The 24488-nt window shown below is 68.9% G+C and carries 1 protein-coding gene (cut by both window edges); it reads right to left on the bottom strand.

Every position in this 24488-nt window falls within one protein-coding gene, locus ABZV91_RS00380, for a LuxR C-terminal-related transcriptional regulator, read on the bottom strand. The gene is 41664 nt long; 5147 of those nucleotides lie to the left of the window and 12029 to its right, leaving coding positions 12030-36517 in view — codons 4010 (partial) to 12173 (partial); the first complete codon in reading order (the gene reads right to left) occupies positions 24485-24487. Both the start codon and the stop codon lie outside the window.

Below are 24488 nucleotides of genomic sequence, written 5' to 3'. Positions count from 1 at the left end.
CGCCGGCCAGATAGCGGTCGACGACCCTCATCATGTATTCCTGGGCGGCTCTACTACCGATATTCGACCAGATATAGGCGGCGAGATACCGTGCCCGCAGGTACGTTTCACTCTCGGGCTCGTGCGATCGGCAACCCGGGAAATGCAGCGCCGACCACAGGTCGTTCTTCAGATGATCGTTCCAGAATTCGTACTCCTCGGAAGTGAGTACGGTTTTCATCCTTTCGTGGTCTTCCTGCAGGAGCGGGCGGCCGGATAGATACTGCATCGTTCCGGCCGCGATCGCGAGCAGCTGCGGCAACTCGTCGAGCGAGGTAGCGCGCGCGAATCGCGATGCCGGGGTGGTCTTGTCCTTTATCTCCCGGCTGCTCGGTTCCAGCGGGTTGCCCTTCCGCATGGTCCGGAGTTTCCAGACGCCGGTCGTCTCACCCTCCTGTGTGATCTTCGTCTGCCGGATGAACAGCTGCCCCCAGCCCATCTTGCGAATGTGCAGCAGCTGATCGACCGACAGTCCGGCCGCGACGATCAACGCGAGCGTCGTGTAGACCGGGAAGCGCTCGACGATCCGGCCGAGTTCGAGCAAGTCCTTGTCGGTGAATTCGATTTCGCGCAGTTCGTCGAATTTCCCGTCGAACAGCGCGCTCAGCCATTCCCCCCGCCTACTGACCCACTCAGCGCCGAAGGTGTCTCCGGGTTCGGGCATCGGCAGGTCGTCGATGTACCAAAAGCCGGGTAGCGCGGCGAGTTCCTTTTTGGCGGCATCCACTCGCGCGAAGGTCTCCGGGCCGAGCGCGGCCAGCCCCGCCCGGAGTCCGACCCGTACCTCCTCGAGCCCCCGGGCATGCTCCGGGAGTTCCGTCACGACCCGATCCTGTGGCCCCTCCGCGATCCGCATACCCAGAACCGCGGCCACCGGGGCCGAGGGCGACCATTCGGTCTCGTCCACGCCGGATTCGTGCACCACCACCGAGCCATCGGCCGCCCGCTTCACATTCACCGCGTGCCCCCAACGCGGTGCTTCCCCCTCCGCACCCGCGTACACGACCACGACGATCATCGGCTTGCCGGTCCGGGCCACCCGATCCTTCGCCTGCTGTAGCGAGGTGATGCCGGGGTCCCAGCCCGCACCGACCACCCCGGCCACATCCTTCAGCAGCACCCCACCCAGGCCCGGCTCGTGCACACCCGCCGGGCCCGCGACTCCCAGTGTCGCCCAGTAGTCCTCCGAGGCCCGCGCCACGCAATCCGCCCGCGTCCCGGTTTCGTCCCCGACAGCGACCGCCACAGCCGGTCGTGTCGCGGGGCTGCCATCAGAGGTAGCCGACTTCGCTGTCGCCTGCTCTGCTGCGAAAGTCTCGGCGGCCACCGGGTCCCGAGGCGACAGACCGCGACGGCGGGCCTCGGCCTCGTCCAGCGCCGCGAGATGAGCCCGGACGACCAGCTCCCCCTCGGTGGGAGCCGAGCCGGGAACTTCGACATCGGTGGCCACGACCGCCTCGGCCTCGACCTCTTCGGGATCGATTATCCATTTCTGCACGACCGACCCGGCGTTCTCGGATGGGCGCGGCCGGTTCTCCTCGAATCCGTACTCGCAGAACTGGGCACGGAGCCAGTCGTCGAATCGCGGATCACCGTCCGGTCCGTATTTGTCCGTGAAGTACTCCCGCAGAACGGTGAGGATATCCGAGCCCACTCCGGTCAGGGTCCGCCGGAGCACATGGGTCAGCTCGTGCACACCCGTGGTGTAGAACGGACGTTCCGGATCACCTCTCTTCGCTCCGAGCGACTTCGCACGTGCCGCTTCGGCGCGCATCAGTTCCGGAGCGGTCACCCACAGTTCGTTGAAGGTGATACCGTTCGGCCCCGCCGTGGCGAAAAGCTTCGCCGACTGCTCCTCCACCCGGAGATCCGACACATCCAGCACCTGGAACGCATCGGTCATATACCGGACGGAATCGATGAGCTGACGCGTGGTGTCGAGGCCGATCCCGGGGTTGTCGGCGCCGATGAGCCGGACACCGTGCTCTGCTTCGACCGCCGCGAGCAGCGCCAGCTTCTGCTGCTGTTCCGCGGGACCTACCGGGCGATATGCGGCGGTCAGGCGCCACCGCTCGTGATAGCGCGCGACAGCGTTCTCTGCTTCGCTCGTCACCAGCTCGTACAGGGCCTTCTCGCCCCGGGACATGCCGGCGGGCTCCCGCTCCCCGGCGGCGAAGGCACCGGTTATCGCCGATAAGGAGTCGAACTCTCCATCCCGGCCGACACCGTAGCCTCGGAAGTCCGCCCGCCGTGCCTCGACCATGTCCTGGAGGGTCGAGCCGTGGTGGACATGCAGGGCGACCCCTTTCGCCCGGTCCTGTGCCACCTGCCGGCCGGCGTTGTCCAGCAGATCGCCGAATTCTCGCAGCACCAGTCCTGCGATCGGCCGATCGGCGCGGCCGACGGCCTTCCCGGCCGCCACCATCGACGACCAGGCACTGCGGACCATATCCGGCATCGTGACAATCGAATCGCTGAGCAGCAGCGAACGTGTGTACGGGTAGCTCGCGGTATCGCCGGGAACATTGTCGACCTTCGCGAACATTCTCCCGCCACCGGCGGGCCCGAAACCGACCCGGTGCAATTGGACATGCGGATACTTCGTCAGCAACTCATCGATCGCGCGGGCGTACTCCCGGGCGGTCTCCACCGCCAGACCGGGGAGATCGAAGCCGACCACTTCCACGAATTGCCTGCGCCGCAGTTCCGCCGCCACGTCGGCGGCGGTCGCGCACTCGTCGAACGACACCGGGGCGACGGTGTCGAGGGTGTCGACGAAATCACGGGCGGTCCGGACGATATCCCGGTTCAGTTCCCGGCGCTGTTCCGGAAACGCCGGGTCCGTGTACGGTAACCGGTGCTCCGGCGCGGCGGTCCGCCAATTGCGCTGGAGCCACCCGTCGTGCACCCGGCCGGCGACATGTTCCAGCAGGTCCTCTCCGGAGATGTCGAGCCCGGATCGCACCGCCTCCAGCACGTGATAGAGCGCGAGTTCGGCGTGGAGGATATCCTCCGGTCGAATTCCGTCGGTGCCAGTGTCCGCGACGCCGGATTCCGCGGCCGCCGCGCGGTCCCGCAGCAGCTGCGCCAAGCCGACGACCCGGGCGCGCGGAATTCGCGGCACATCGGCTTCGCCGACCGGGGATACGGCGGCAATCTCCTCGTCGGGTTCGGCCGCCGGCCGCACGATCTCACCGGTCTCAACCGCCGGGGCCATGGGGGGGTCGGTCCGGGCACCGTCGTCGGGAACTGCCACTGTGTTCCGGTCCGGCGTGCCTTCCGCCACGAACAACAGCCGCACGTCGTCGTAGGCGCCTTCGGGGCCGTTCAAGGCGACGACGATCACCTCGGTGAGCCCCCGGCGCGCGGCCATTTTCCCGGTCCACGTGGAGAGCGCGGCTTCGCTGATCGAAAGCCCCTCGCTGATACAGCGGTTGAATGTGTCGAGGTTGTCGGTCAGCCCGGTCCCGGCCCGCCAGGTGGCGCCGATACGGGTGACCTCACCGCCGACTGCGTTCCAGAGGTCTTCGAACATCGTCCGGCCCGGTGGTGTGCGCTCCGAACCGTATATCTCGAAAGACAAGGTGCCATCGGCAGCGACGCGGCCGTTTATGCCCTCGTCCGGATGCAGGGCCTCGCCTTCCTCGTCACGCGCGGGCACCAGGCCGTACCTGTTGGCATACCGCGCCAGCGGCGCGGTCTCGGTGTTGCGGCGGACTCGGTCCAGCGTGTGCATGTACCAGTCCTGCGCACCGACGGCCTCGAACTGTGGCCGCAGGGTGGTGAACTGCGCCTCGAACGCCTCGGCTTCGGCACGTTCCATGCCGCCGCCGAGGAAACGCACGCGCCCGCGTTTGCTGAACCGGAACCTGCGGGCGAGCTGACCGAGCACTACGCGAACCTCCGCCGGGGCGGTCGGCGGGCGCACACGGCTCGCCGACGCGGAACCGGCGACGGGTTCCACACCAGGGGGCTCGGCCGCGGTTGCCGGGGCAGGGACACCTACGGCCGGATTCGGTTGTGGGTGACGGGGCCTGCGGTCGGCAGGCTCCCGTGACATCGTCTCGGCGCCCGGTCTCGACGTACCATCTTGCGCTTGGGTCTTCTGTACTGTTCCTGTCGCCGACCGGCCGCGGCCTCCCGTTATGTCTCCGAGGGTAGGTCGCGCCGGTGGCGCCCCGAGGTCGGCCGCGCGGTCGGAATCGGCCGCACGAGTGTACTCGGCGACACCTTCGGTAGCTTCGGATACGACTGCACCGGCGGACGGAGTGGCGCCGGACCGGGCAGCCGCCTCTTCGTCGAAGTACAAGGCGAGATTGCCGGCACCGCCCGCGACGGTGACATCGAGGGCGCGCGCGCCACGCGCGCCGGAGAGCTCCGCGGTGAAGGTGGCGTCGGCTCCGATCAGCCGGCCGCCACTGGGCCGGTTCATCCCGGCGAACCGTTCGACGACCTGGGCGAACACTGTGTCGATCTGCTGTTCGGGCCACCCGGTCAACAATCGGGGAATCAGGGTCTGGGCGAATAGGACGCGGTCCGGCCGGTCACGTCGCAGGGCCAGGTGGACCGTCGTCGTGCCCGGCGCCATCCGGATATCGAGCAATGTGCCGCCGTCGGCGTCGCGAACCTGGATCAATTGCTCCGTGCCCCGCGGTTCGACCGGCCAGAGGCGCGCGCCCGGGCGTTCCAGCGCCGCGCCGAGCAGCCCGGTCACGGCGCCCCTGGTGTGCTCGTCGAGGCCCGGCACCTGGGAAAGCGCTGCCTCGATCCGGCTCGCGGAATCGACGGGCCGGCCGGCGTCCGGATGGGCACGGGCGTCGAGTTTCTGCGCCTCCGTGCAGAGGTCGGCCAGTGACTCGAGGGCCCGGACGATCGGATCCACCGTCAGAACCCGTGCGCACAACTCGGCCGTGCGATCGGCGAAGAGGAACCTGCGCGGATCGTCCGGCGACAACGGTGCACGCTGCTGTTGCTGTGCCTGCCCCAGCAGGTTGTGCAGCTGATCCAGGGTCAGCCGTTCTCGTTCGATGCCCAAAAACCGGGCCAGCTCGCCCCACGCTTCGTCTCGCTCGCGAGTCAATCGGCTCGGCAACGGCGATCCCGCTACCAGGTGTGCGGGATCGAGCGACCGTTCGTGGGCGAGCAACTCACACATGGCCCCCTGGTAGGAGGCGCGCTCGTAGGCGTCGATCGCGGACGCGAGCATATCGATCCGCCCGTCCCACCTGTGGTACTCCTCGATCCGGGAGACCTGAGCACGGCTCCGCGGATCGGTGGCCCGGTAGAGCAGTTCCAGCGCACCGGACGCCGGAGTGAGCGCCGCCAATTCTTCGTCCGACAAATCGGACAGCTCCGCACGCGCGCGATCGCGGAGTTCTTCGGCCCGCCTCGTCTCCGCGACCAGATTCCGGAGCCGATCCTCGAAATCGAATGCGACGCCCGGCCCTTCCTCCGGTACATCCGCCGCAGCCTGCTCCTCCGGCTCCGATTGGGCGCGCGGGTAACCGTTCGCGTCGTCCCAGGCCCATCCGTAGAAGTCGGCGAAGGTGGGAGCGGACAGGCGAGGCCCTGTACTCCTCAGGAGCGGCTCCAACGCGGTCGTACCGGCCTGCCGGGCGAGAGCCATCTCCGTTTCGGAGGGGGTTCTGCCGGCCCCCACCCCGCCGAGAACGTGACGGTAGGCCGCGGTGTAAACACGTTCGAGCGGACCGGGGGGCTCGCTGTCGTAACCGAATTCTCGCAGCTGCCGTAAGGTCTCGGCACGTTCCGCCTGCGCGCGGGCTTCCTCCTGCAGCCGTGATTCCACATACCGCGACCGATCCGTCCGCAGCAACTTACGCGCGGCACTGCCTTTCGCGGACCGGCGCGCCTCCAGCACGTGGACCGCGCAGGCGGTCAGGGCCGCGGCGAGTTCGGTGTCGGAGTTGCCGGCATCGAGCACCTGGACTTTTCTTGCCGGGTAGTAACGGTCGTCGGCATATGCTTCCAGCAGCAGCACGATCTCGTGGTCACGGAGGATTCGATCGGCCCGGCGACCGTTCGTGGTCTCCCGCATCAGGCGCCGGGCCCGGTGAATCCGCTGATTTCCGGCCCGATCGGCCAAGTTCAGCCAGGGGACCTCGGGCAGGGCCGGCTGAGGACGGGTCTCGGGATCTCCGGCCCGCTCGACCCACACCCTCCCGTCCCAGTCACTGGAGGCGGACCAGAATTCACACTCGAGATCGGCCAGCTCCCCGAGCTCCGGACGAGCGGCGATCGCGTCATCACGTTTCTGCTGGTGACCACCGGCCTCGCCGGCGACGACGACCAGGCGCGGCCAATTGCCGCCGACCACTGCCACATGGTCGGTCAGCAACATCCCGGGCTCGTGCCGCAACATGGCGGAGAGTACGTCCCGCGCGGCGGCCGCGGCCGCCGCCGCCTGCGCTGCGGCCGCATCCCGGGCCACGATCGCACGCCACGCGACCAGATCGCGGAACTGCAGGTCGGCGTGAGTGCGCCGACGCTGATCGGCCGGAGATTGCGGATCGGCCGGGCGCTCCCTGCGACGCTCCATATCTCGGCCGATCGCCCGATCGAGCACCGCGAGGTCTCGTTCCGCGGCGGTCCGGGCCATAGCCGACCGCCGGATCTCGTCCGCGCTCTCGGGGGTGGTGGGCGTATGGCGGGTTTCGACTCCGTGCGCGGTGCGCGCCGCGAGCCAATTCCGGCGGGCGACCTTCACATATTCGCTGGGTTCGCCGAGATACCCGGTTGTGGAGCTACGACTGTCGGGTGCTTCCGGCGCCTCGAGGTATGCCCGCAGGTTCTCGGGCGAGGCGATCATCGTCGCCAACCTGTCGCGCGCTTCTCGCGGGTGGTTCCCGAATGCCTCGCCGGGGACGAGTTCGTCCAGCTTTTCCGGCGCCGCGCAGAACTCCGCCAGCTTCGCCGGCGAGCCGAACAGCTTCGTCACCTTGTCGGGAACCGCGAGGAAGACTTCCAGTGCGCGGACACCGGCCCGGTAACCGATCGCCAGCTGGTCGGCCTCGGAGACATCCGGATCGGCCCGCCGCGCGTCCCGGATCGCCTTACTGTGCGCCTCGTGGTAGACGATGTGCCGATCGTCCTCCTCGAGGTCGTACCCGGATGACTTCAGCACCTCCGCGAAGGATGCCTCCCGTGCGAACGCTCTCGCTTCCCAGCGCAGAATCGCGTGCACGTACTCGCCGCGCAGCATCGTGTACGGGTCCGGCATCGGTAGTTCTTCGGCGTCCCGGCCGTGCTCGTTTTCGTGGACCAGGGTGACTGCCTGCGTCAGCAGGTTCGCGCCGGTGGCGAGCACGCGGTTCACCAGTTCGGCCAGCGAATAGGACCCGGCCAGGCCCGGTGCCATGCTCGACACATGCCGCACCTTGACCGTGTGCGGAAGCATCTTCCGCCACTGCTCCCCGGCTTCGTCGAGCACCGACAGCACCTGGTCACCGACCGTATCGTGCGACAGACCGACCGCGAATTCGAGTTCCGCGGCGTCGGCCGGTGCCCCGGGGAGCACGACGGGTTCTCCGGCGGCGTCGAACGCGACCATCCAGAGACCGTTCGCGCCCTCCAGGTCCCACGGCCCGACCGTGCCCTCGAGCGGAGCGAAAACATCCAGGCCTGGATCTTCGCGGTGCACCTCGCCGTCGCGGTACACCGCACGGAACACGTGCCCGGCCACACCGTACTCGTCGGCCTCGTCGGAGCCCACGAACACCAGCGCCGAGGCACCCTCGCGCACCGCCTCCGGAAGTGAGCTCAGCGCCTGCGCGACACCCGAGTACGGTCGATCCGGGTCGTCCACCGCGAGCCGGCGGACATGCTCCGGTCCGGCGCCGGCGACCTGCACGATTCGCGAGACCCCCAAACCCTGCGCACCGACGGCTTCGGGTATCCGGCCGGGGTCCACCCAGGGCAAACGGGCCAGCACCAGCTGTCCACACAGATTGGCGACATGCCCCGCATCGCGCGCACCGGTCGAATCGGTGGGCGCGGCGTACTCACCGCCCCCGTCGGCCGCCACGACCGGCGGCGCGGCCCGGGTACCTGTCGTATGCGGTGCGGTGGGGACCGGCAACGACCACGATGGCGTTCCGGAGGGCCGGCCCCGGAAGCCGAGCCGATCTATCGCCGCGCTGACCTCGGGTGAAGCGAACACACCGCGGTACACGCGGTGCACGGTGCTGACATTCACGCCGGCGAGGGCCGCGACATCGGCGGCCGTGACCGGGCGGACGGTATCGAGAACCGTGTATTTGGTAGCGGCCGGGCCGGGAAGCAGATCGGCGACGAGCAGATCCGCCAGCTTTACCACCGCGCGGCGCCGCAGCTGATTGACCGAGTTCGTGGTCTTGCCCAAGGCGGCGGCGATATCGTCCGGTGCGGCGCGGTCGAGGTAGCGCAATTCGAGATATCGCCGCTCGTCGTCGCTGACCGCGTCCGGACTCAGGTCGCGGACGAATCGCTCGAACGCTTGTCGGTCGTGGCGTTCGGCCGCCTCGATCCGCTCCATCGCGTCGCCGGGAAGGCGGCGGTGGAAGCCGGTGATCTCCTCGGCGAGATGACGCACCGCCTGCTTGTACAGCTGTGCGAGCCCCTGAGGGGTGCGCCCGGTTTCCGCGAGAGCAGCCACCATCTGCTCACGGGTCTTCTCCTCAACGATCCGCAACTCGATGGTCTTGCGCTCGTCGGCCGGCAGTTTCCGTAAGGCACGCCGGAACGCGGGTCGAGCATCCAGCCACTCCGACATGACCAGTGCCAGCGCCCGTCCCCCGACAGTGGAGACTTCGCCGGTGGTCAGCGCTGTCGCGATCTTCGGGACCAACCGGTCCTGCAGAGTTCCCGCGGCCGCCTCCGACATCCCCATCTGTTTCGCGATGTCCGGGATGGACAGCGGCCGCTCGACGAGAAACCGCAGCCGGATGAACTCACGATGGCGAGTCGTGAACTTCCGGACCGCAAGCCGTACCGTGTCCGGTGGGGTGTTGCGGACCAGGTCGAGTTCCGGTCCACCGAGTGCGGCGGATTTTGCGTGCACTGATGCTTTTTCCGCTGCGGTGGGCAACTCGGCGGTGGGAACCGCGCCAGGCGTGGGCGGTCCGGCCGCCACCTCGACCGAAGCCTTCGATCCTTGCGCGCTCCTCTCCTCGAGAGACGACGGCTGCCGCCGGTAAGCCGCCTCGACCCCGGTAGCGGTCTCGATCACGATCCCACGGCGTTCAGCCGACCAGCCGAATCGTTCGGCCACCATCCGGACGCGGTGCGCAACATCGGCATCGACGTAGCCGCGGCCATGCAGTACTCGCTGCGTAGTCGTATAGCTGGTTCCGGCGGCAAGGGCAACGTCGCGCAGCGTCACCCGTCGCAGTGTGCCGCGGCCGGCGATGTAGCGCACGGTATCCGGATCGAGCAGGCCGGAAAGCAGATGGGCACTGTGATACAGCTGCGCCTCGACCGTGGAGACGTCCCGGTCGCGTGCCTGCGAAATCTGTTCGATGGTGCGGCCGGCCAGATAGCGTGCCAGATCGGATCGCTGCGCGGGCGAGAGGAATCCGAGGCTGCTCGAGATCGCATCGGGGTCGTCGGACCATACGACCTCGATCAGCAGTAGGGCTGTCGCGTCGGTGAGGAGCACACCGTTGGACAGGGCCGCCGCCACCCGGGGCGCGAGCCGATCCTGCTGATTCTCGATCTCGCTGAGTGGACGCCGGAGCATGTATGCCACCTGACCCGGCGATTTGTGATCGACGAACAATAAGGCGGCACTGGTCCTGAGCCGATGCGGAAGAAGCTCTATCACCGCCCGGACATCCGCTCGATCCGCTGCCCGGATACGCAGCAGCGCTTGCCCGCGGCGATGCTGATACCCACCATCCTCCGCGGTCCGCACGACCGGGATCGGTGAAGGTCGTCCGAGCCCCGCCGTGATCACCACGCCCGGCCGTTCCGCCGACCATCCGACCCGGGCCGCGGCCGCCTGGACTCGCCCCACCGCCGCACTCGAAGCGTTGGAAGTCCCCGCCATGATCCGATGCGCGGTTTCCCGCGTCACACCCGCCTCCGCGCCGACATCCGCCATTGTCACTCGGTTCAAACGACCTGCGGTCGTGTACTCGATCAAGAGCCCGAGTGGCAGATGCTCCATCAGCACCTCGGCTGTCCGGCGCAGTTGCGAGGTCACCGTCGACTTCGTCCGGCCGGTGGCCTGCACGATCTGCGCCACGGTCTTACCCTCGGCGAAGTACATGTCGAAACAGGTCCGCTGACCAGGGGTCAGGTACGTTCGCAATGAGGCCAGCGCCGTCGGTTGCCACCGCTGCACCGCCTCGGCAACGAGCAGTTCCCAACCTCCCGGTTGTACCGTGGCAGCGTAATGGCGGGCCGCCTTCCGGCCGGCGGTCTCGACCGCCACCGCCGTGAACCAGGCCCCGACATCCTGCCCTGCTTGCAGCTGATGCAGTTCGCGTCGTGCGCGGCGCAGGGACGATTCGAGGATTTCCTCCGCCTCGGGTCTGTCCTGACCGGCCGGCAGGATTCGCAGGAACATACGGTGGGCGTAGCGTGCGGACAGCCGATCGAAAGCCCTCTTGTCGCCGGCCTGGGCAGCGCGTACCCACTCCGCGACAGGAGTATCCGCGTACCGCTCGACGAAATCCGGGTCGATCCGGAGCGTAAGGCTGTTGGCTAACAGTTTCAGCGCGGTACGCACTCCCTGCTTCGATCGTCCACTGAGACCGATGATTTCGGCGACGCCGCGTCCGTGGACGAAGTACCACTCGAAATACCTGCGCTGAGTTCCGGAGAGCTCGCCCAGATACGGTGCCAGCACCTCGGGATGGTCCAATTGAGCACGCTCGACGAAATCCACGGCCGCCGCGCCGTTCAGCGACACACCACCGGCCAGCAACCCGGCCAGATTCCGAGCGATCGCACGCTGCGCCACATTGATCGACGCCCGGCTACGACCCAGCTGAGAGGCCACCTCGGCAACAGTCCTTCGTTGCTGGAAGAGCAGATGGGCCAGATCACGGTCCGTCTCCAGCAGGTTCGGTATGCAACGGGCGAGATCATCGGGATGCGCCCCCTGCACAGTCTGTAGCTCCGCACTCCGCCGTTCGGTGCGCTGCTGCCGCGAACCGGCGTCCCGGACCACCGGAACCGGCGGCGCTGTACCATCGTCCAGCGGAGCGGCCGCTGCGACGATCCGGCCGCGACCACCCGGTCGCCGGCCCAACCGCTCCGCCACGGCCCGGATGTGTTCCGCGATGCCCGCGTCGATTCCGGGGCGACCGTCCAACGCCCGCTTCACTGCATGGATCGATACACCGGCTTCTCGGGCGATATCTCGACGCGTGACCGGATGCAGATCGACAACTTGCGCAAATCGGTCGCGGAGGGCGCTCGGCAGTTGGTCGGCGACCAGCGACGCGATCTCTATGAGCTGCTGCCGCATTCGCGGCGGCGGCGTCCGGAAGTGCTCTGCGACATGTACCAACGAGGCACGTTGCACGAAGTAGAGATCGAATTGTTCGCGCTGGGATGCGGTCAGGGTCGACAGAATCTCCGGTGTCACCAGTTCCGCACTGTCATCGACGATCGCACTGATATACAGCAGGAGCGGGTTCTGGCGTGGTCGGTGCCGTCCGGGTCCATCGTTCCGGGCCTGCCCACCCAATCCGTCGACCACGGCGCCGACCGCTGCTCGCAGTGACCGGAGTACTGCGGACTCCCTCGGTCCCGCCGTGCCGGCGATCTCGTCGGGCCACTGCCCCAGGAACCATCGGATGAAAAGCTCCCGCTGGTATTCGCTCAATGCATCGACGAGCGCGGCAAGTTCGTCCGGCCGCGTCCGCCGGGCCGTCGACAATGCCGGGAGCAGTGCGCCGAGACCACCCTTCTCCGCTACGTACACACCGCCGTCGGCCAATACGGCGGCGAGCTCCGCACCGTGCGCTCCGAGCGCGGTAACCGAACGGTCCGGACTCGACTGCACGAGCTCACCCCGCATCAGCCGATGCGCGTCCTCGAGCAGATCCCGCACCGCGTCGACGGGCAGCTCGGTTCGAACTGCCACCTCCTCAGGAGTGGCGCCTTCCAGATCAACCCACCGGACCACTGTGCGAAGCCGATCGGGCAGTGCCTGGTAGGCACGGCCCACGTCGGAGGTGAGCCAGTCCGAATCCACGGCAGCACCCTCGATACCCGTACCGCCCGCGTGCATCCGATCCAGCGTGTCCTGCTCGTCGATGAACACGAGCCGGCTGTCTTTGTAGAAGGCTGCGGCGACATTCCGTACGGCGCGGCCGAGATAGGCAGCGAACGATATGGACGGTCTACTGCCGCGCCGTAAAGTTCCCAGCAAACTCGAAAACGTCAACGAGACCACGTCATCGGCATCCATCTCGTTGCGCGTGTTTGCGAGCGCCACTCGCCGCGCCTGCCGGTGATACCGCTCGTAGAGCACTTCGTAAGCGCTCACGTCACCCGCGATCACAGCTGTCACCAACTCGGCATCCGTGGCAGCTCCGGTGTCCGGAGATTCGAGCGAGCGGCCTGTGTAGCGCTCTCCGTCCGCCCACGCGTCCGGACCGAGCCGCCTGTCGTGCGCATACCAGACCGACAAGTCGGAGTATCCGCGCCGCGACCTCCATCCAGCGCCCGCGGACACCTCGGTGAAGCCGGTCTCCGGCCCCGGTATCGATCCACGGCTTCCGCCCGACGGGAGCTGCGTTCCCCCTCCGCGTTCCAGGGGAGCGACTACCTGCCTCGCGGTCCCGTACGTGTGCTGCCGGCCATCGTCGTCGGTGAACGAACGTACAGTCTCCCATTCGAGGGTGTCGTGCACTTCCAGGTACTGCCGGCCGTCCTCCCACCGAACCCGGGTTCCGGCCGGTATCTCCAGATACAGCAGTGATTGTCCGGCGAACCGCACCGACGGCTCCCTGAGCAGCTGCCAGCGCAGACCTTCCTCGGCCACGACCGCGGACGTGCCCGACCCGGGGGATCGGGTGGCGGCACCGTGGCCCGCGGGCAATACGGCCGCCACCACGATCGGCCGCGACAGAGTTCGGCTCTCACCCTCCGGGGCGGCGAGCGACCTCCCGGCGTAGGCGTAGGCGTCGGCCGTGTTGCCGAAAGCCATGATCCCGCGCGTGTTCTCGGCTCGGGCGACGGCGTGCTTTCCCGTCGCGGACAGGCCCGCGAACGTTTCCGCGGACACCGCGAGAGGGCCCGAGTCGGCCAGGATCGTGGTCAGTCGCCTGATCTCACCGCCGAGCCACAGGTTGGCCTGGGTGTCCACCAGCGCCTCGTGGATGTACAGGAACGACTCGCACCGGGATTCCAGCTGTGCCGGTCCCGGTTCGGCCCGGCGCTGCGCGGACAGGAGAGCGAGCCGATCCAGCACCGCCCAGGCGTGCATCGCGGTGAGATTCGCCGCGGTCGAGCCCCGCAGCGGTGCGACCAGTTCGGCATCCGCCGATCCAGCCGCCGCGATAACCCCGGCCAGCGATATCAGCGCCTGTGCCGACTCCTGTCGCTGGTCCACACCTGGTAGCTGCCGGGCCGAACGCAGATCCTCCTGGGTGAGGCCGGCGGCCCGGACCCGGAAGTCGGTGAATTCGCCGAGAGCTCGATCGAGCCGCCGCGCGGCGGAATCGAGGTCCGCTCGATCGGCGCCGTCGAGCGCTTCGGTCAGCCGTATCACCCGGTCGGCGGCATCGGCCAGCGCGACGAGTTCGGAATCACCGGCCAACTCGCCCAGCCGGCGCAGTGGATGTGCGAGATCGTCGGCATCCATCACCTGATGGAAATTCAGCAATGCGGCCAATCCGTCGTCCCAGACCGCCTGCCATTGCTCGGCCTCGGCACGCCAGGCGCCGACCTCGAAGCGCCGGGATACTTCCTGCAACGCATTGATACGCGAACCGATCACAAGACCGGATGCGAGCTGTTTGCGCAGCTCGGCCAGTCGGCGCGGGGTGGCAACGGCGGGCCACTCGTCCGCGGGCAGGAACGACAACATCATATCGGCCTGGCCGAACACCTCACGCACCAGATTCGGCCAGCGCAGGTGCGCCGGGTCGACTCCCAGCAGGGCACTCAACTCGGCACGGGCGCCGGCCAGTTCCTCCGCCGCTCGCCCACCGGGTATCCCACTCCGTACTTCCACCACCCCGGCGGATTCCCGAGAAGCTCGGCGGCCGGCCGCCACTGCTCCGCTCGCCGACCGGCCCCGGCCCCCTATCACGTCCCCGATGGTCGGCGGCGTGGGCGGCGCACCGGCGTTCGCGCGATCGGGTCGGTCATGCGGAATCTGTGCGCGGTCGCGCGCGGGGGCCGCTGCGACGGCCGAGCCGTCGCCGCCGACCGGAGAAACGGTGCTGCGCGGCCCCGAGACGTCGATACCGGCCGACTGTGCGGCCGCCGCGAGCTCGGAGAGTTCGCGAACTCCCAGTTTGCGCAGGATTCGGCGGGTATGGGTACGGACCGTCGACGGTGCGCTCCCCAGCTCTGCCGCGATCTCCGTCGAGCTTCTGTTCCGCAACAGCATTCGGAGTATCTCGGTTTCACGTGCCGATAAGCGGGGCGCCGGCCGGCGCGCGGGCGCACCGTCCGGACCTGCCGTTGCGGGACGGGCCGGTGACTTCCGAAGTGTCTCCCGGGAGAGTTCCGCCGGCGCGAGGCCGGTGACCCGAACCACCAGCGCCGCAAGTTCCGCTCGTGGCGTCCCGGGACCGAACCTGCCGCGGATATTGCTCAGGTGCCGCTGCACGGTGCTCGGGGACGTGCCTGTCTCCGTCGCGATTTCCTGGTCGGTCCGCCCCTCGGCCAGCAGGGTCAGCACCTCGATCTCGCGGGCGGTCGGGTTCCGCGGACCGGTCTTGTTGCGCGACGCCGGGCTGTTCGCGGCCGGTGCGGTTCCGTCGACTGCCGATCCCGCCGGATTCTCGGTGCCCGACCGAAGCTGCCCGGCCGAGTACTTCCTGTTCGCGCCGTCGGCCCCCGGCGCCCGCTCGTCCGCGCGCGCACCGACGCCGCGCGGGATTCTCGGGTCGCGGGCGAAGAAGACTTCCGGTCCGTACCTCGGACCCGATACGCGGCGCCCGCGGGCCGGCAGCCCCAGATCTTCCCGCGGATCGCGGGGCTCTGCGAATGCGTCGACACCGTCGGAACCCGGGCTGCTGCTGCGACCACCGCCGCGACGCGGCGGACTCCACCGGGCCGGCGGTGCGGGCTCCTGCGCACGCCGCGTAAAGACGCTGGCCGCATAGCCGAGTTCGGCAATCGCCGCCATCACCCGTTGTGTCACGCCCGCAGGTTGGGGCTCGTTGCGCAGGACTCGGCCGGCGGTGGTCACACTGGTGCCGGCCCGCTGCGCTACCTGGGCCAGGGTGACCCGTGGCTTATCGGCTGCGCCGTCACCCGGAGCCGCCGCTGCCAGCCGCTGCCGGGTCTTCTCGCTGACCGGCAGGCCCGAACGCGCACGACTGAGTGTGCTCAGGTTCACCCCGGTCGTTTCGGACTGATCCACCAGCGTATCGGCCCGGCGGACCCCGGGCGCCCGGTCGACTTTCTCGCCGACCGGATAACCCATCTCCACGGCCATCCGGCGGACACGCTCACTGGTCTCCTTCGAGATGTTCGGGATTTCGCGCTGGTTGACCGCGAAGTGAACCGTGGAGATGCTGACCCCGGCCGCACGCGCGATCTCGGCCAAGGTGGGCTGCCGCCTCTTCGGTTGCGCCTGCTGCGACACCGGCGAGCCGGCCGCATCGTCCATCTGTTCGGCGAGTGTCGCCGACATCTGCAAGAGGGCGTCGCGCAGCATGGCCTCGACCAGTCGGCCGTCGCGGTCCATCACTTCGACGACGGTCGGCAAGTCCATTCCGGTCAGGTATCGCAGCAGGGTGGCCTGCCGCCAGGCAACAGGCAGCTCGGTGACTGCCTGCCACATCTGGGCCATGGTGGCCGCCGCCAGCGCCGTACGGATCCGGTCGGTCGTCGCAGCCGACCACATCCGCTGCCGGAACTCGTCGAAACCCCGCTGGAACTGCTCGTATTCGAGCGCCACCAGCGCGAACTCCACCGCCCGGCCGGGAAGATCCACAGTACGGCCGTCCTGCTCACCGGTCTCACCGGCCAGGCGCAGGAATGTATCCCGCAGCACCGTACGGACCAGTTCCCGGTCCCCGCCCGATCGAGGGACCACGTGCGCCAGGACCGGTTTGCTGTACTCGGCGTACAACTGCTGGGCCCGTGTGGCCTGCGCGGCCGAGGCTTCGGCGGACTCCGGCCCGGTGGTACCCGCACGGGTCATCGTCCGGCCGGGATGCGCCGCGTTGTCGGGCGCCGGATCACGGGCATCCCGGGCGCCGAGTTCGCCGTCGTCGAAGACTCCCGCGCGTAGATACTCCGACAACACCCGAGGAGCGAGCTCGCGGGCGATCCGCACACTGATCCGCTGCACAGCGTTGTCCTGCACTTGATCCGCTGTCGGAGTTCCGGAAGCGAAGATGTGCTGCTCGAAGAGGTCGTACTCGGCCCCGGAGAGCAGCCGGGACGCATGCTCCGCCAGCAGCGCTCGATCCCGGGTCGCCGCTTCGGCCACCAGACGCGTCGCGATCGCCGCCGAACCGCCGAGTGCGACGACCAACCGCCGGAGCACGGCATCGGTGGTGGCGTCGGCGGACATCGGGCCCGGCTCGTCTGTTGTGCGCGCACCCGGCTGAGCCATGGGCTCACCCATGTACCGGGCGGTGACGGATTGCTGCCAGTCGTCGGGGAGCTCTGCGAAGGCCCGGCGGAACTCGAGGTCGCCGGCACGCGCCAATATTTCTCGGTCCGCTGCCTCGGCCGCCTGCTCCAGAGCCCGCCGCAAGCGGTTGTGCTCCGCGAAACGCTGCGCATCGCGGACCACGTCGCCGGCCAGCGCGGAAATCCAGTGTTCGGTATCGGTATCGTCGGCCAGCACTCCGACGCCGCGCTCCGCGCGCCCCACCGCCTCGGCGGTCAGCACAGGCACCAGCGATTCCGTCACCGCCGAAGCCGCTATCCGGGCCCGCGCCACCTCACGCAACCGCTCCCACGGGAGCGCGCGCCACTTCGGCCCCACCCGCGCCGGATTCCGGACGAGATCGGCCGGAAGCCTGCCCGTCCATTCCTCGGCCAGCGTGCGCGCCCACTGGTCTACAGCCGATTCGTTACCACCCTCTTCCGATACCGCCGTTGCCCGGGCATCGTGCCGGTCCACGAAGTACCGCGTGAACCTGTCGCGCATCGGCGCGGACAGCTGTGACGTGAACGGTTCCAGCGCCTCAGGGCATTCGGTCGCGATCTCCCGGATCACAGCCACTGCTTCGGTGCCGAAACGCAGCTCTCCGCCGGTGAGCAAGGCAGCCAGCCGGACCGCGATCCGAAGCCGATGCTCGGCGACCGAGCCCGGGGAGCGGCCCAGTAGTTCAGCCAGTTCAGGGACCGGCCAATCCTCCACGAACAGTCGGGTGGCGACGTCCCGATCCGTCTCCGGAAGTTCCGGAACGACCTGCTGTAGCCGGGTGCGTGACGCGGCGCGCACCACCGGTAACGCGATACCGCGCCGCCGGGTGGCACCAACGGTCTGCTGGGACTCACTCACCACCGGGACCGGTGTGGTAGGTGAACCGGCGCGGGCGCCGGTGGATTCGAGGATCACACCGGAGCGAACCGGCTGATATCCCAGCTTCCGCGCGGCGGTCACTACTCTGTTGCGCGCCCCGCGGTCGGCCGGAGTTTCCTTGTCGCCGAGTATTCTCGCGACGATCGGCCGCGCGACACCGGCTTCGCGGGCCACATGGTCCTGGGTGGTTCGGCGCAGTACACCACCGGCCGTGTATCGGTCCGGAAGATCAGTGGGCAGCAGTTCGACGACCAGACGCGCCAGCCGATCGCGGACCCGGCCGATCGTGGTCTCGCTTCGCCGCAACGCCGAGGCCACCTGATCGACCGGCTGGCCGCGCAGGAAGTAGCGGTCGAACACCTCCATATCCCTCGGCGCAGCGATGCGCGTCAGCGGAATCCGGCATTGCTCCAACAGCTGCGGTTCCCGGGCCGCCACGGCCTCCACCAGCAACAAGGTCTGGTTCTCGCTACGGGGTGCTACCTGCCGCGCCGCCCCGGCCTCCTTACCGGCGGGTCCGTCCGCCGCCAGCCCGGCCATTCTCAGCAGGTAGATATCGAAACCTTCTACTGCGGCACTGCCCGGTGGTGATTCGCCGAGAAGGGCCGAGCCGCGGCCGGACCTCGCTTCCGCCCCGGGGACATCGCCGGAACCCGGATCCCGGTCGGCGTTGTTCGCCGGCGAGGTGAGCCGGCCCGCGATGCCGACATTGTCGTAATCCAATCCGGCTACGGCCCGGGACTTCCCGTCGACGAGTGGGCGGCGGGGTGTACCGCCCTGCATGATCTCCCATCCGGATACGCTGCGTATCCCCGTCTGCCCGGCGGCCCACTCCGCGAACGCGGAGCGCTCCCCGTTGTCGATCACCACTACTTCACCGGTCCCGGGCACCGGAACCCTGGTACCGTCCGCACGGTTCTCGAACTCGCCGTCCCAGAATGCGTGCACCGCGTGCGATCCGGGCCGGGAGGCGTCGGTGAAACCCCGGAATCCCAGCACCACCAGTATTGCGTCGCCGGTCTGTTCCACATGCTCGGCGACCTCGGCGAGGTCGCGGTAACCGCCTTCGCGAGGGTCGGCACCGAGCAGATCGAACGAGTCCCCGGCGAGGACACCGGCAGGTCCGGTGAGATGACCGCGTAGCTTCGCCGGCGCGACACCGCCCGCGGCCTCGTACACGCCCAGCCCCGACTGGACGAAACAGTTCCGCTGCGCGGGCTGCCACAGATGTTCCACGGTGCTGATCGCGGGCGCGGCGGCGGCCTCGGCTCGATCGGGCGCGACGGTCGCCGCGACCACGGCGTCGACATCGGCGGCGAGCCTCTTCGCCAGCCCCGCATCGATGCGCTCGAGCTGTGCCGTGAGCGACTCGGATTCGGCGACATCGGCGATCAGTTGCTCCAGCCGCCGCAGCTCGGCGACCCGGTCGTGGAACGCCGAATCGGCGAAGAGATCCGCGCGCGACAGCGTGATCATCGAAATCTGTTCGGCGGTCAGATCCGCAGCGATCAGCTCGTGCTCGGCCAGCGAATCCGGACCGATCGTCGCGGCCAGCGCCGCACGCCGACCCGCCTGGAATCGGCGCAGCTGAGCACCGCGCCCGGCATCGTCGCGCAGCCAGCCGAAGTCCAGCTCGGTCTGCGCCTCGATCCGCTCCTCCACCGCAGCGCGTTCGTCCAGCACGCGGGTCCGCTCCGCCGCCAGGGCGTCGAGCCGGTACCCGAGGTCCTGCAGGCGCCCGATCTGCCATTGCCGCAGTTCCCGCTGCCCGGCGAGGTCGAGCAGCTCCTGCAACGCGGCGCGGACCTTCAGATACCGTTCGTGTTCGTATCGGCCTCCCTTCCATTGCTCCGCCCGGCGCAGCTGCCCACGTACCTGTTCGGTGTCGACGAAACCAGCGCCGAACCCGAACTCGTAGTCATCGAGGAGTTGCCGGTGCGCGTCCTGCGCGGCGACGAGCCGGCCCTCCAGAACGGGCAGGTGTGCTTGCGCCTGGAACAATGCCGCGCGCAGGCGATCGATCCCCTGCGTCCGTGCGGTCACCGCCAGCAGCTCTTCCGACGACTCGATTTCGACGTCCAGTGCCCGGCATGTCGCGGCGGCCCGGGCGCGCGGGTCCTGGGCTCCTTGGCGCTCCAGCACCTCGGCGATCCGTCGGACCCGCGCCGGGGTGAGGAGCGCGGGGGCCGTGCCGAGCTGCGCCGCCAGTTTCTCCGCAGACCGGTGACGTTGCTCCCGTTGCGATGCCAGGTCATTCCGGATCAGGGCGGGCGAGTCGGAGTCGCTGTCCCGCCGCGTGGGCAGCATGTGCAGCTCACGCCGCCGATCCGCGTCCCTGTCGCCCAGGGCGTTCAGTTCGTCGCCGATCAGCGGGGGAGTCGCGGCGTCGTCGAGAGCTCGGCTGGCGGCAACGGCTTTCAGCGCGTCGGTCAGCGCGTCGCGGAATGAATTCTCCAGCGACTGCCGAACCGGGTCGGCCAAAGCCCCGGCGACCGAGTTCTCACCGTCGTGCTGCCGGACCCGCGCCATATCGTTGCGGTAGATCGCGGTGTCCGCCTGCTCGAGATTCGACAGGTGCGATCGCAACCGCTGGAAATCGCGGGCTGCCGATTCATCGTGCGCGGCGAGCGCGTGGGTGTGGAAGAGAGCCGCTTCCAGCCGATCGATGCGATCGATGCGATCGTCCAGATAGGGTACGGCGTCGATCAGGTCGATCAGGTCGAAGAACCAGGCGAAGCTGCTGGCCGCCTCTTCGAGATCGGTGGGCGCGTCATCTCGCGCCAGCACATCGTCGGCATGGATGCGCAGCAAGGAACTCTCGTCGGGCGGCGAAAATCCCTCGTGCTCCTGGATCTTCTCGATCAGGCGCTGCTGTGCGTATTCTCGCTCGTCGACCAGCTCGTCTCTGCGCGCCGACAGCTCCGCCGTCGTCATTCCCTCATGCACAGCTACCTCGGCCAGCTGGTCGAGCACGTCCGCCCGCGTCGCACGCGCCAGACGTCGCGCCGTATCCAGCTGCCCCAGCTGGGGCTCGACAGCTACCGGGACGGCCGCCGGATTCGCCGGCTTCTCCGGATCGCGGTGCCACCCGCCTCGGAGCCGACCGGCCGACACCGAATTCGAGAGCTTCCCCAGCGCCCATTCCGTGAAGCGTCCCGCGGGCGTGAACACCCGGCCCTGCGGCGCCGGTGTGGTACGTGGCAGGTTCGTGAAGGCCTTGCGATGCGGTTTCAGCCGCGCATCGGTGGCAATGGACTGGATGAGGTCCCAGCCGGGCTTGTCGGCGACGATCCGGATCCTGCGCTCCGGTTCGGTGGCGTTCTCCCGCTGCGCCGCCAGTTCGGCGAGTTCGGTGGCCGGCGACGGCGCCGTGCCACCCTGCCACAACACCACCGCGACCGTTTTGTCGTCACCGAGTTCATTCGCGTAGACATCCACCGCTCGGCGCAAGCCCAGCCGCAGCGACGCCGTCGTGGCCTCGGCCCCGACCAGGACCACCACCTTGTCCGCGGTGCGCGGGTCGGCACCGAGGACGAAATGCTGGGCGGACGCGAGCAGCGCGGGTGTACCCGGGAGGTCCGCCACCCAGTGCCGGGCGCGGCGGACGATATCGTCGTCGGTTTCGCCCCGGGTGACCTGCGCCAGGTCCAGGCCGTCGCCCTCGAGACGGTCTGCCACCCCCTGCCAGATCTGCGTGCCCCGGTTCGTATTGCTGCGGCACACCAGTTCGACCCGCGGCGATTCGCCGTAGGGTGTCCATACCTCCCGTGCCCCGGCTTCGGCGGCCACCCACGCCGCGAGGTCGTTTCCGGCGCGCACCTCCCGAGCGTTACGCGATTCGCCGTCTCCGTAGGAGTGCAACACGAGCGTGGTCACCGCACGGCCGGGCCGGTGCTCGAACTCGGCGAAATCCGCGCCCGCGTGCACCAGCTCGGCCCATTCCCCCGGAACACCGCTCCGGACGATCGGATGCCAGATCTCGCTCTCGGGCACGGTGTCGTCGCCGTAGGCGAACAGGAGACTGCCGGCGGCTCCGCCGAGCCCGGTGCCACGCGGGTACGACAGCAGATGGAAGGGTACGCCCATCGCCTTCGCCCGGGCCATACCCTCGGTGCGCAGGGCGACGATCGTCTCCAGTTCCCGCAGCCGCCGATCATCGGCCTCGTCGAGAGCGCTTTCACGGAACCGCAGGTCGTCGTACTCACGCCACAACTCGCGCTCGTTCAACTCGCTGCGCTTGGCGCGCGGAATACCCGCGGCCTCACCGAGAATCGCGGGATACTCCTCTTCCAGTACCACGCGTAGCTCATCGCCGGCCCAGCCCCACAGCTGGGCATTGCGCCGGCCCCGGGCACGCGCGTCCGCCGCCGTCTCACCGTCGCGGTGCACCATCTGTTCGATCTCGTCGATTCCCGCGCGCGCCAATGCCAGCGCTATCTGCCGGGCACGTGCCGCATCGTCGCCGGTATCGGAGGTGGCGACGGCGATGTCCTCGTCGCGTTCCACCGGCCGCGGTACGAGTTCCTCCGGCGGGTCGACCGAGAAGCCGTGCTCGTCCACCCACAGCGCGATCGTCTTCCGCGCGGCCGGTTCGTCGGCGGGACGGAAATTCTGCTGGATACTGTCGTGCCCGGCATCCCAGCAATCGATCCGGATCCTGCCGTTGTCCACGACCGACACCAGCTCGACCATATGCCCGAGTCCCTCGGTGCCCGCGGTCAGCACGAAGATCGACTTACCGTGGCCGGCGCCGGGCTGCCGGCTCTCCGCGGCGGTGGCCCAGGAGTGCAGCTCGTCGAAAGCCGCCCGCATCGTGCGCACCTGATGTGCCTTGACCGGCCGGCCCGGTCGCTCCACACGCGCTTCGATAAAACTGGACAGCGTCCCCTCACCCGGTACCGCGGGTTCGATCTCCCCGGCATCGCGCCCGGTCCGTGCCGCGTTGGCGGCCAACGCGGCACGCCCGCATTGATCGTCGAGTCCCTCCAGTGCGTGTGGCCGCTGGTATCCGGCCATCCCCTCCGCGTCGGCGACCGTGGTGACTACCCGGGCCGGTGCACCATGTCGCGCCACCCGGATACCGTCGGTCCTACCGGCGGGCGCCTCGGACAGCTCGGCGCCTGTCCCGGTGGCGATACCGGACGCTTCGGCCAGGCCCGCGAGCAGGCGTTGTTCGAGTTCGCGGGTTTCGGCGGTCCGGGTGTCGATCGCCGCCGCGGCGGTATCGAGTTGCTCGGCGCGCCGGGCGGTGTCCCGGGCGAGTTCGTTCCTCGCGGCGCGGCATTCGGCGGCCAGCGCTTCGAGACCCGTTGCGTGCAGTTCCAGCCGGCCGAGCCGCTGTTGTCGCCGGGTATGGTGCTCGGCCAGCTCGATCAGCTTCCGCAGTCCGGCCGTCACCCGCGGATCGGTTCCGTCCACCCCGGCGAGCCGATCACGCAGCTGTTGCACCGCTTCCGGCCCGGCTACCGGGAAGCCGAGTTCGCGATTGAGATCCGCGAACTTCACCCTGGCTGCCGACCGGTACCTGTGGGCAGTCGTCATGGCGACTTCGAGGGCGTGGATACCGTCGATCAGCCGTCCCGCGACCTCGAACCCGGCCCGGGCCGAGTGGGGTGCCGCCGTGGCCACCTGGCATTCGAGGCGAAGCTGCCGCAGATTGTGCCCCAGCTCGCCGATCACCCCGAACAGACTCGGGTATCGCGCCCGCAGTTCGTCGTGGACGCCCCGTCGAGCCGCCTCTTCGATCAGCTCGGCGACCACCTGCCCGCGCAGCCGCGCCGCCGCGACCCGGTCGGCGCCGGGCACCGGGTTCAGCAGCGACTCCAGGCTGTCGATACCGTGTCGTCCCAGCACGTCGCGCAGGAGTACTTCCGGCAGGGCCTGCGGCTGCTCATCGCTTCGGGAGCTGGACCGGTCGCCGCTCCAGGGTGTGAGCGCGGGTGCGCCGGCCTCCGGGCCGGCCGGTACCGGCGCGGCCTCCCCGTCACCGTGCTCGGCCGAGTCCCCGGCGATCATGCCCTGCGGGTGTGGGGTGCTCCCCTGGCCCTGGTCGCGGGTCCACGGTGAGGCCGCGAGGCGGGGATCGGAAACCGCGGTCGGTGGCCCCGGATCGTCCGGCGCCGCCGCGGCGCTCCACGGAGTACCTTGCGAGGCCACGGATGCGGGGGCCCGGCCGCTACCGGAATCGGTATCCGTTTCACCCGACCGTACTGAACCACCGACCCCGGTCGGGCCCCCGATCACCACCGCCGTGCCGTTGTCCGTGGTGCCGTTCGTCCCCGGTGCGGCGAGAGCGGTCCGGGTCGCGGCCTCCGCCGCCGCGAGCCGATCGTTCGGGGATCTGTGCAGGGGCGCGGTGACCGCGGCGGCGAGCTGAGCGTCGGACACGCCCGCACCGTCGAATTTTGTCACCGGTCCCGTGATCACGCCGGTAGCCCCGGCCCCCCGATGCTTCGATCCGGTCCCGGTGCGAGGTGTTCCGGTGGTGTTCTGCGCGGGGAACGGGATCTCGTCCAGATGGAGGGCACCACGGCGCAGTGCCTGGAGCACGGCGCCGGTGCGGTCGCCCACCCCCAGCTTGCGGAAAAGCAGTCCCAGAGCGGTTTTGACGGTTTCGGCGGATACCTCGAGAGACTCCGCTATCGCACCGTTCGCCCACCCCATGGCAACCAGTGGCAGTATCTCCGTTTCGCGCGGGGAGAGCCGGAGAGGCCGGTCCGACAACGGAACGTCGTCGAGGTCGAGAAGGGACATCCGCAAGGCGCGGACCACCGCC

The organism is Nocardia sp. NPDC004568 (assembly GCF_040609955.1).
Lineage (GTDB): Bacteria > Actinomycetota > Actinomycetes > Mycobacteriales > Mycobacteriaceae > Nocardia.
Note: the sequence above shows the minus strand (reverse complement) of the source record. Positions and strands in the feature narration are given on the sequence as shown.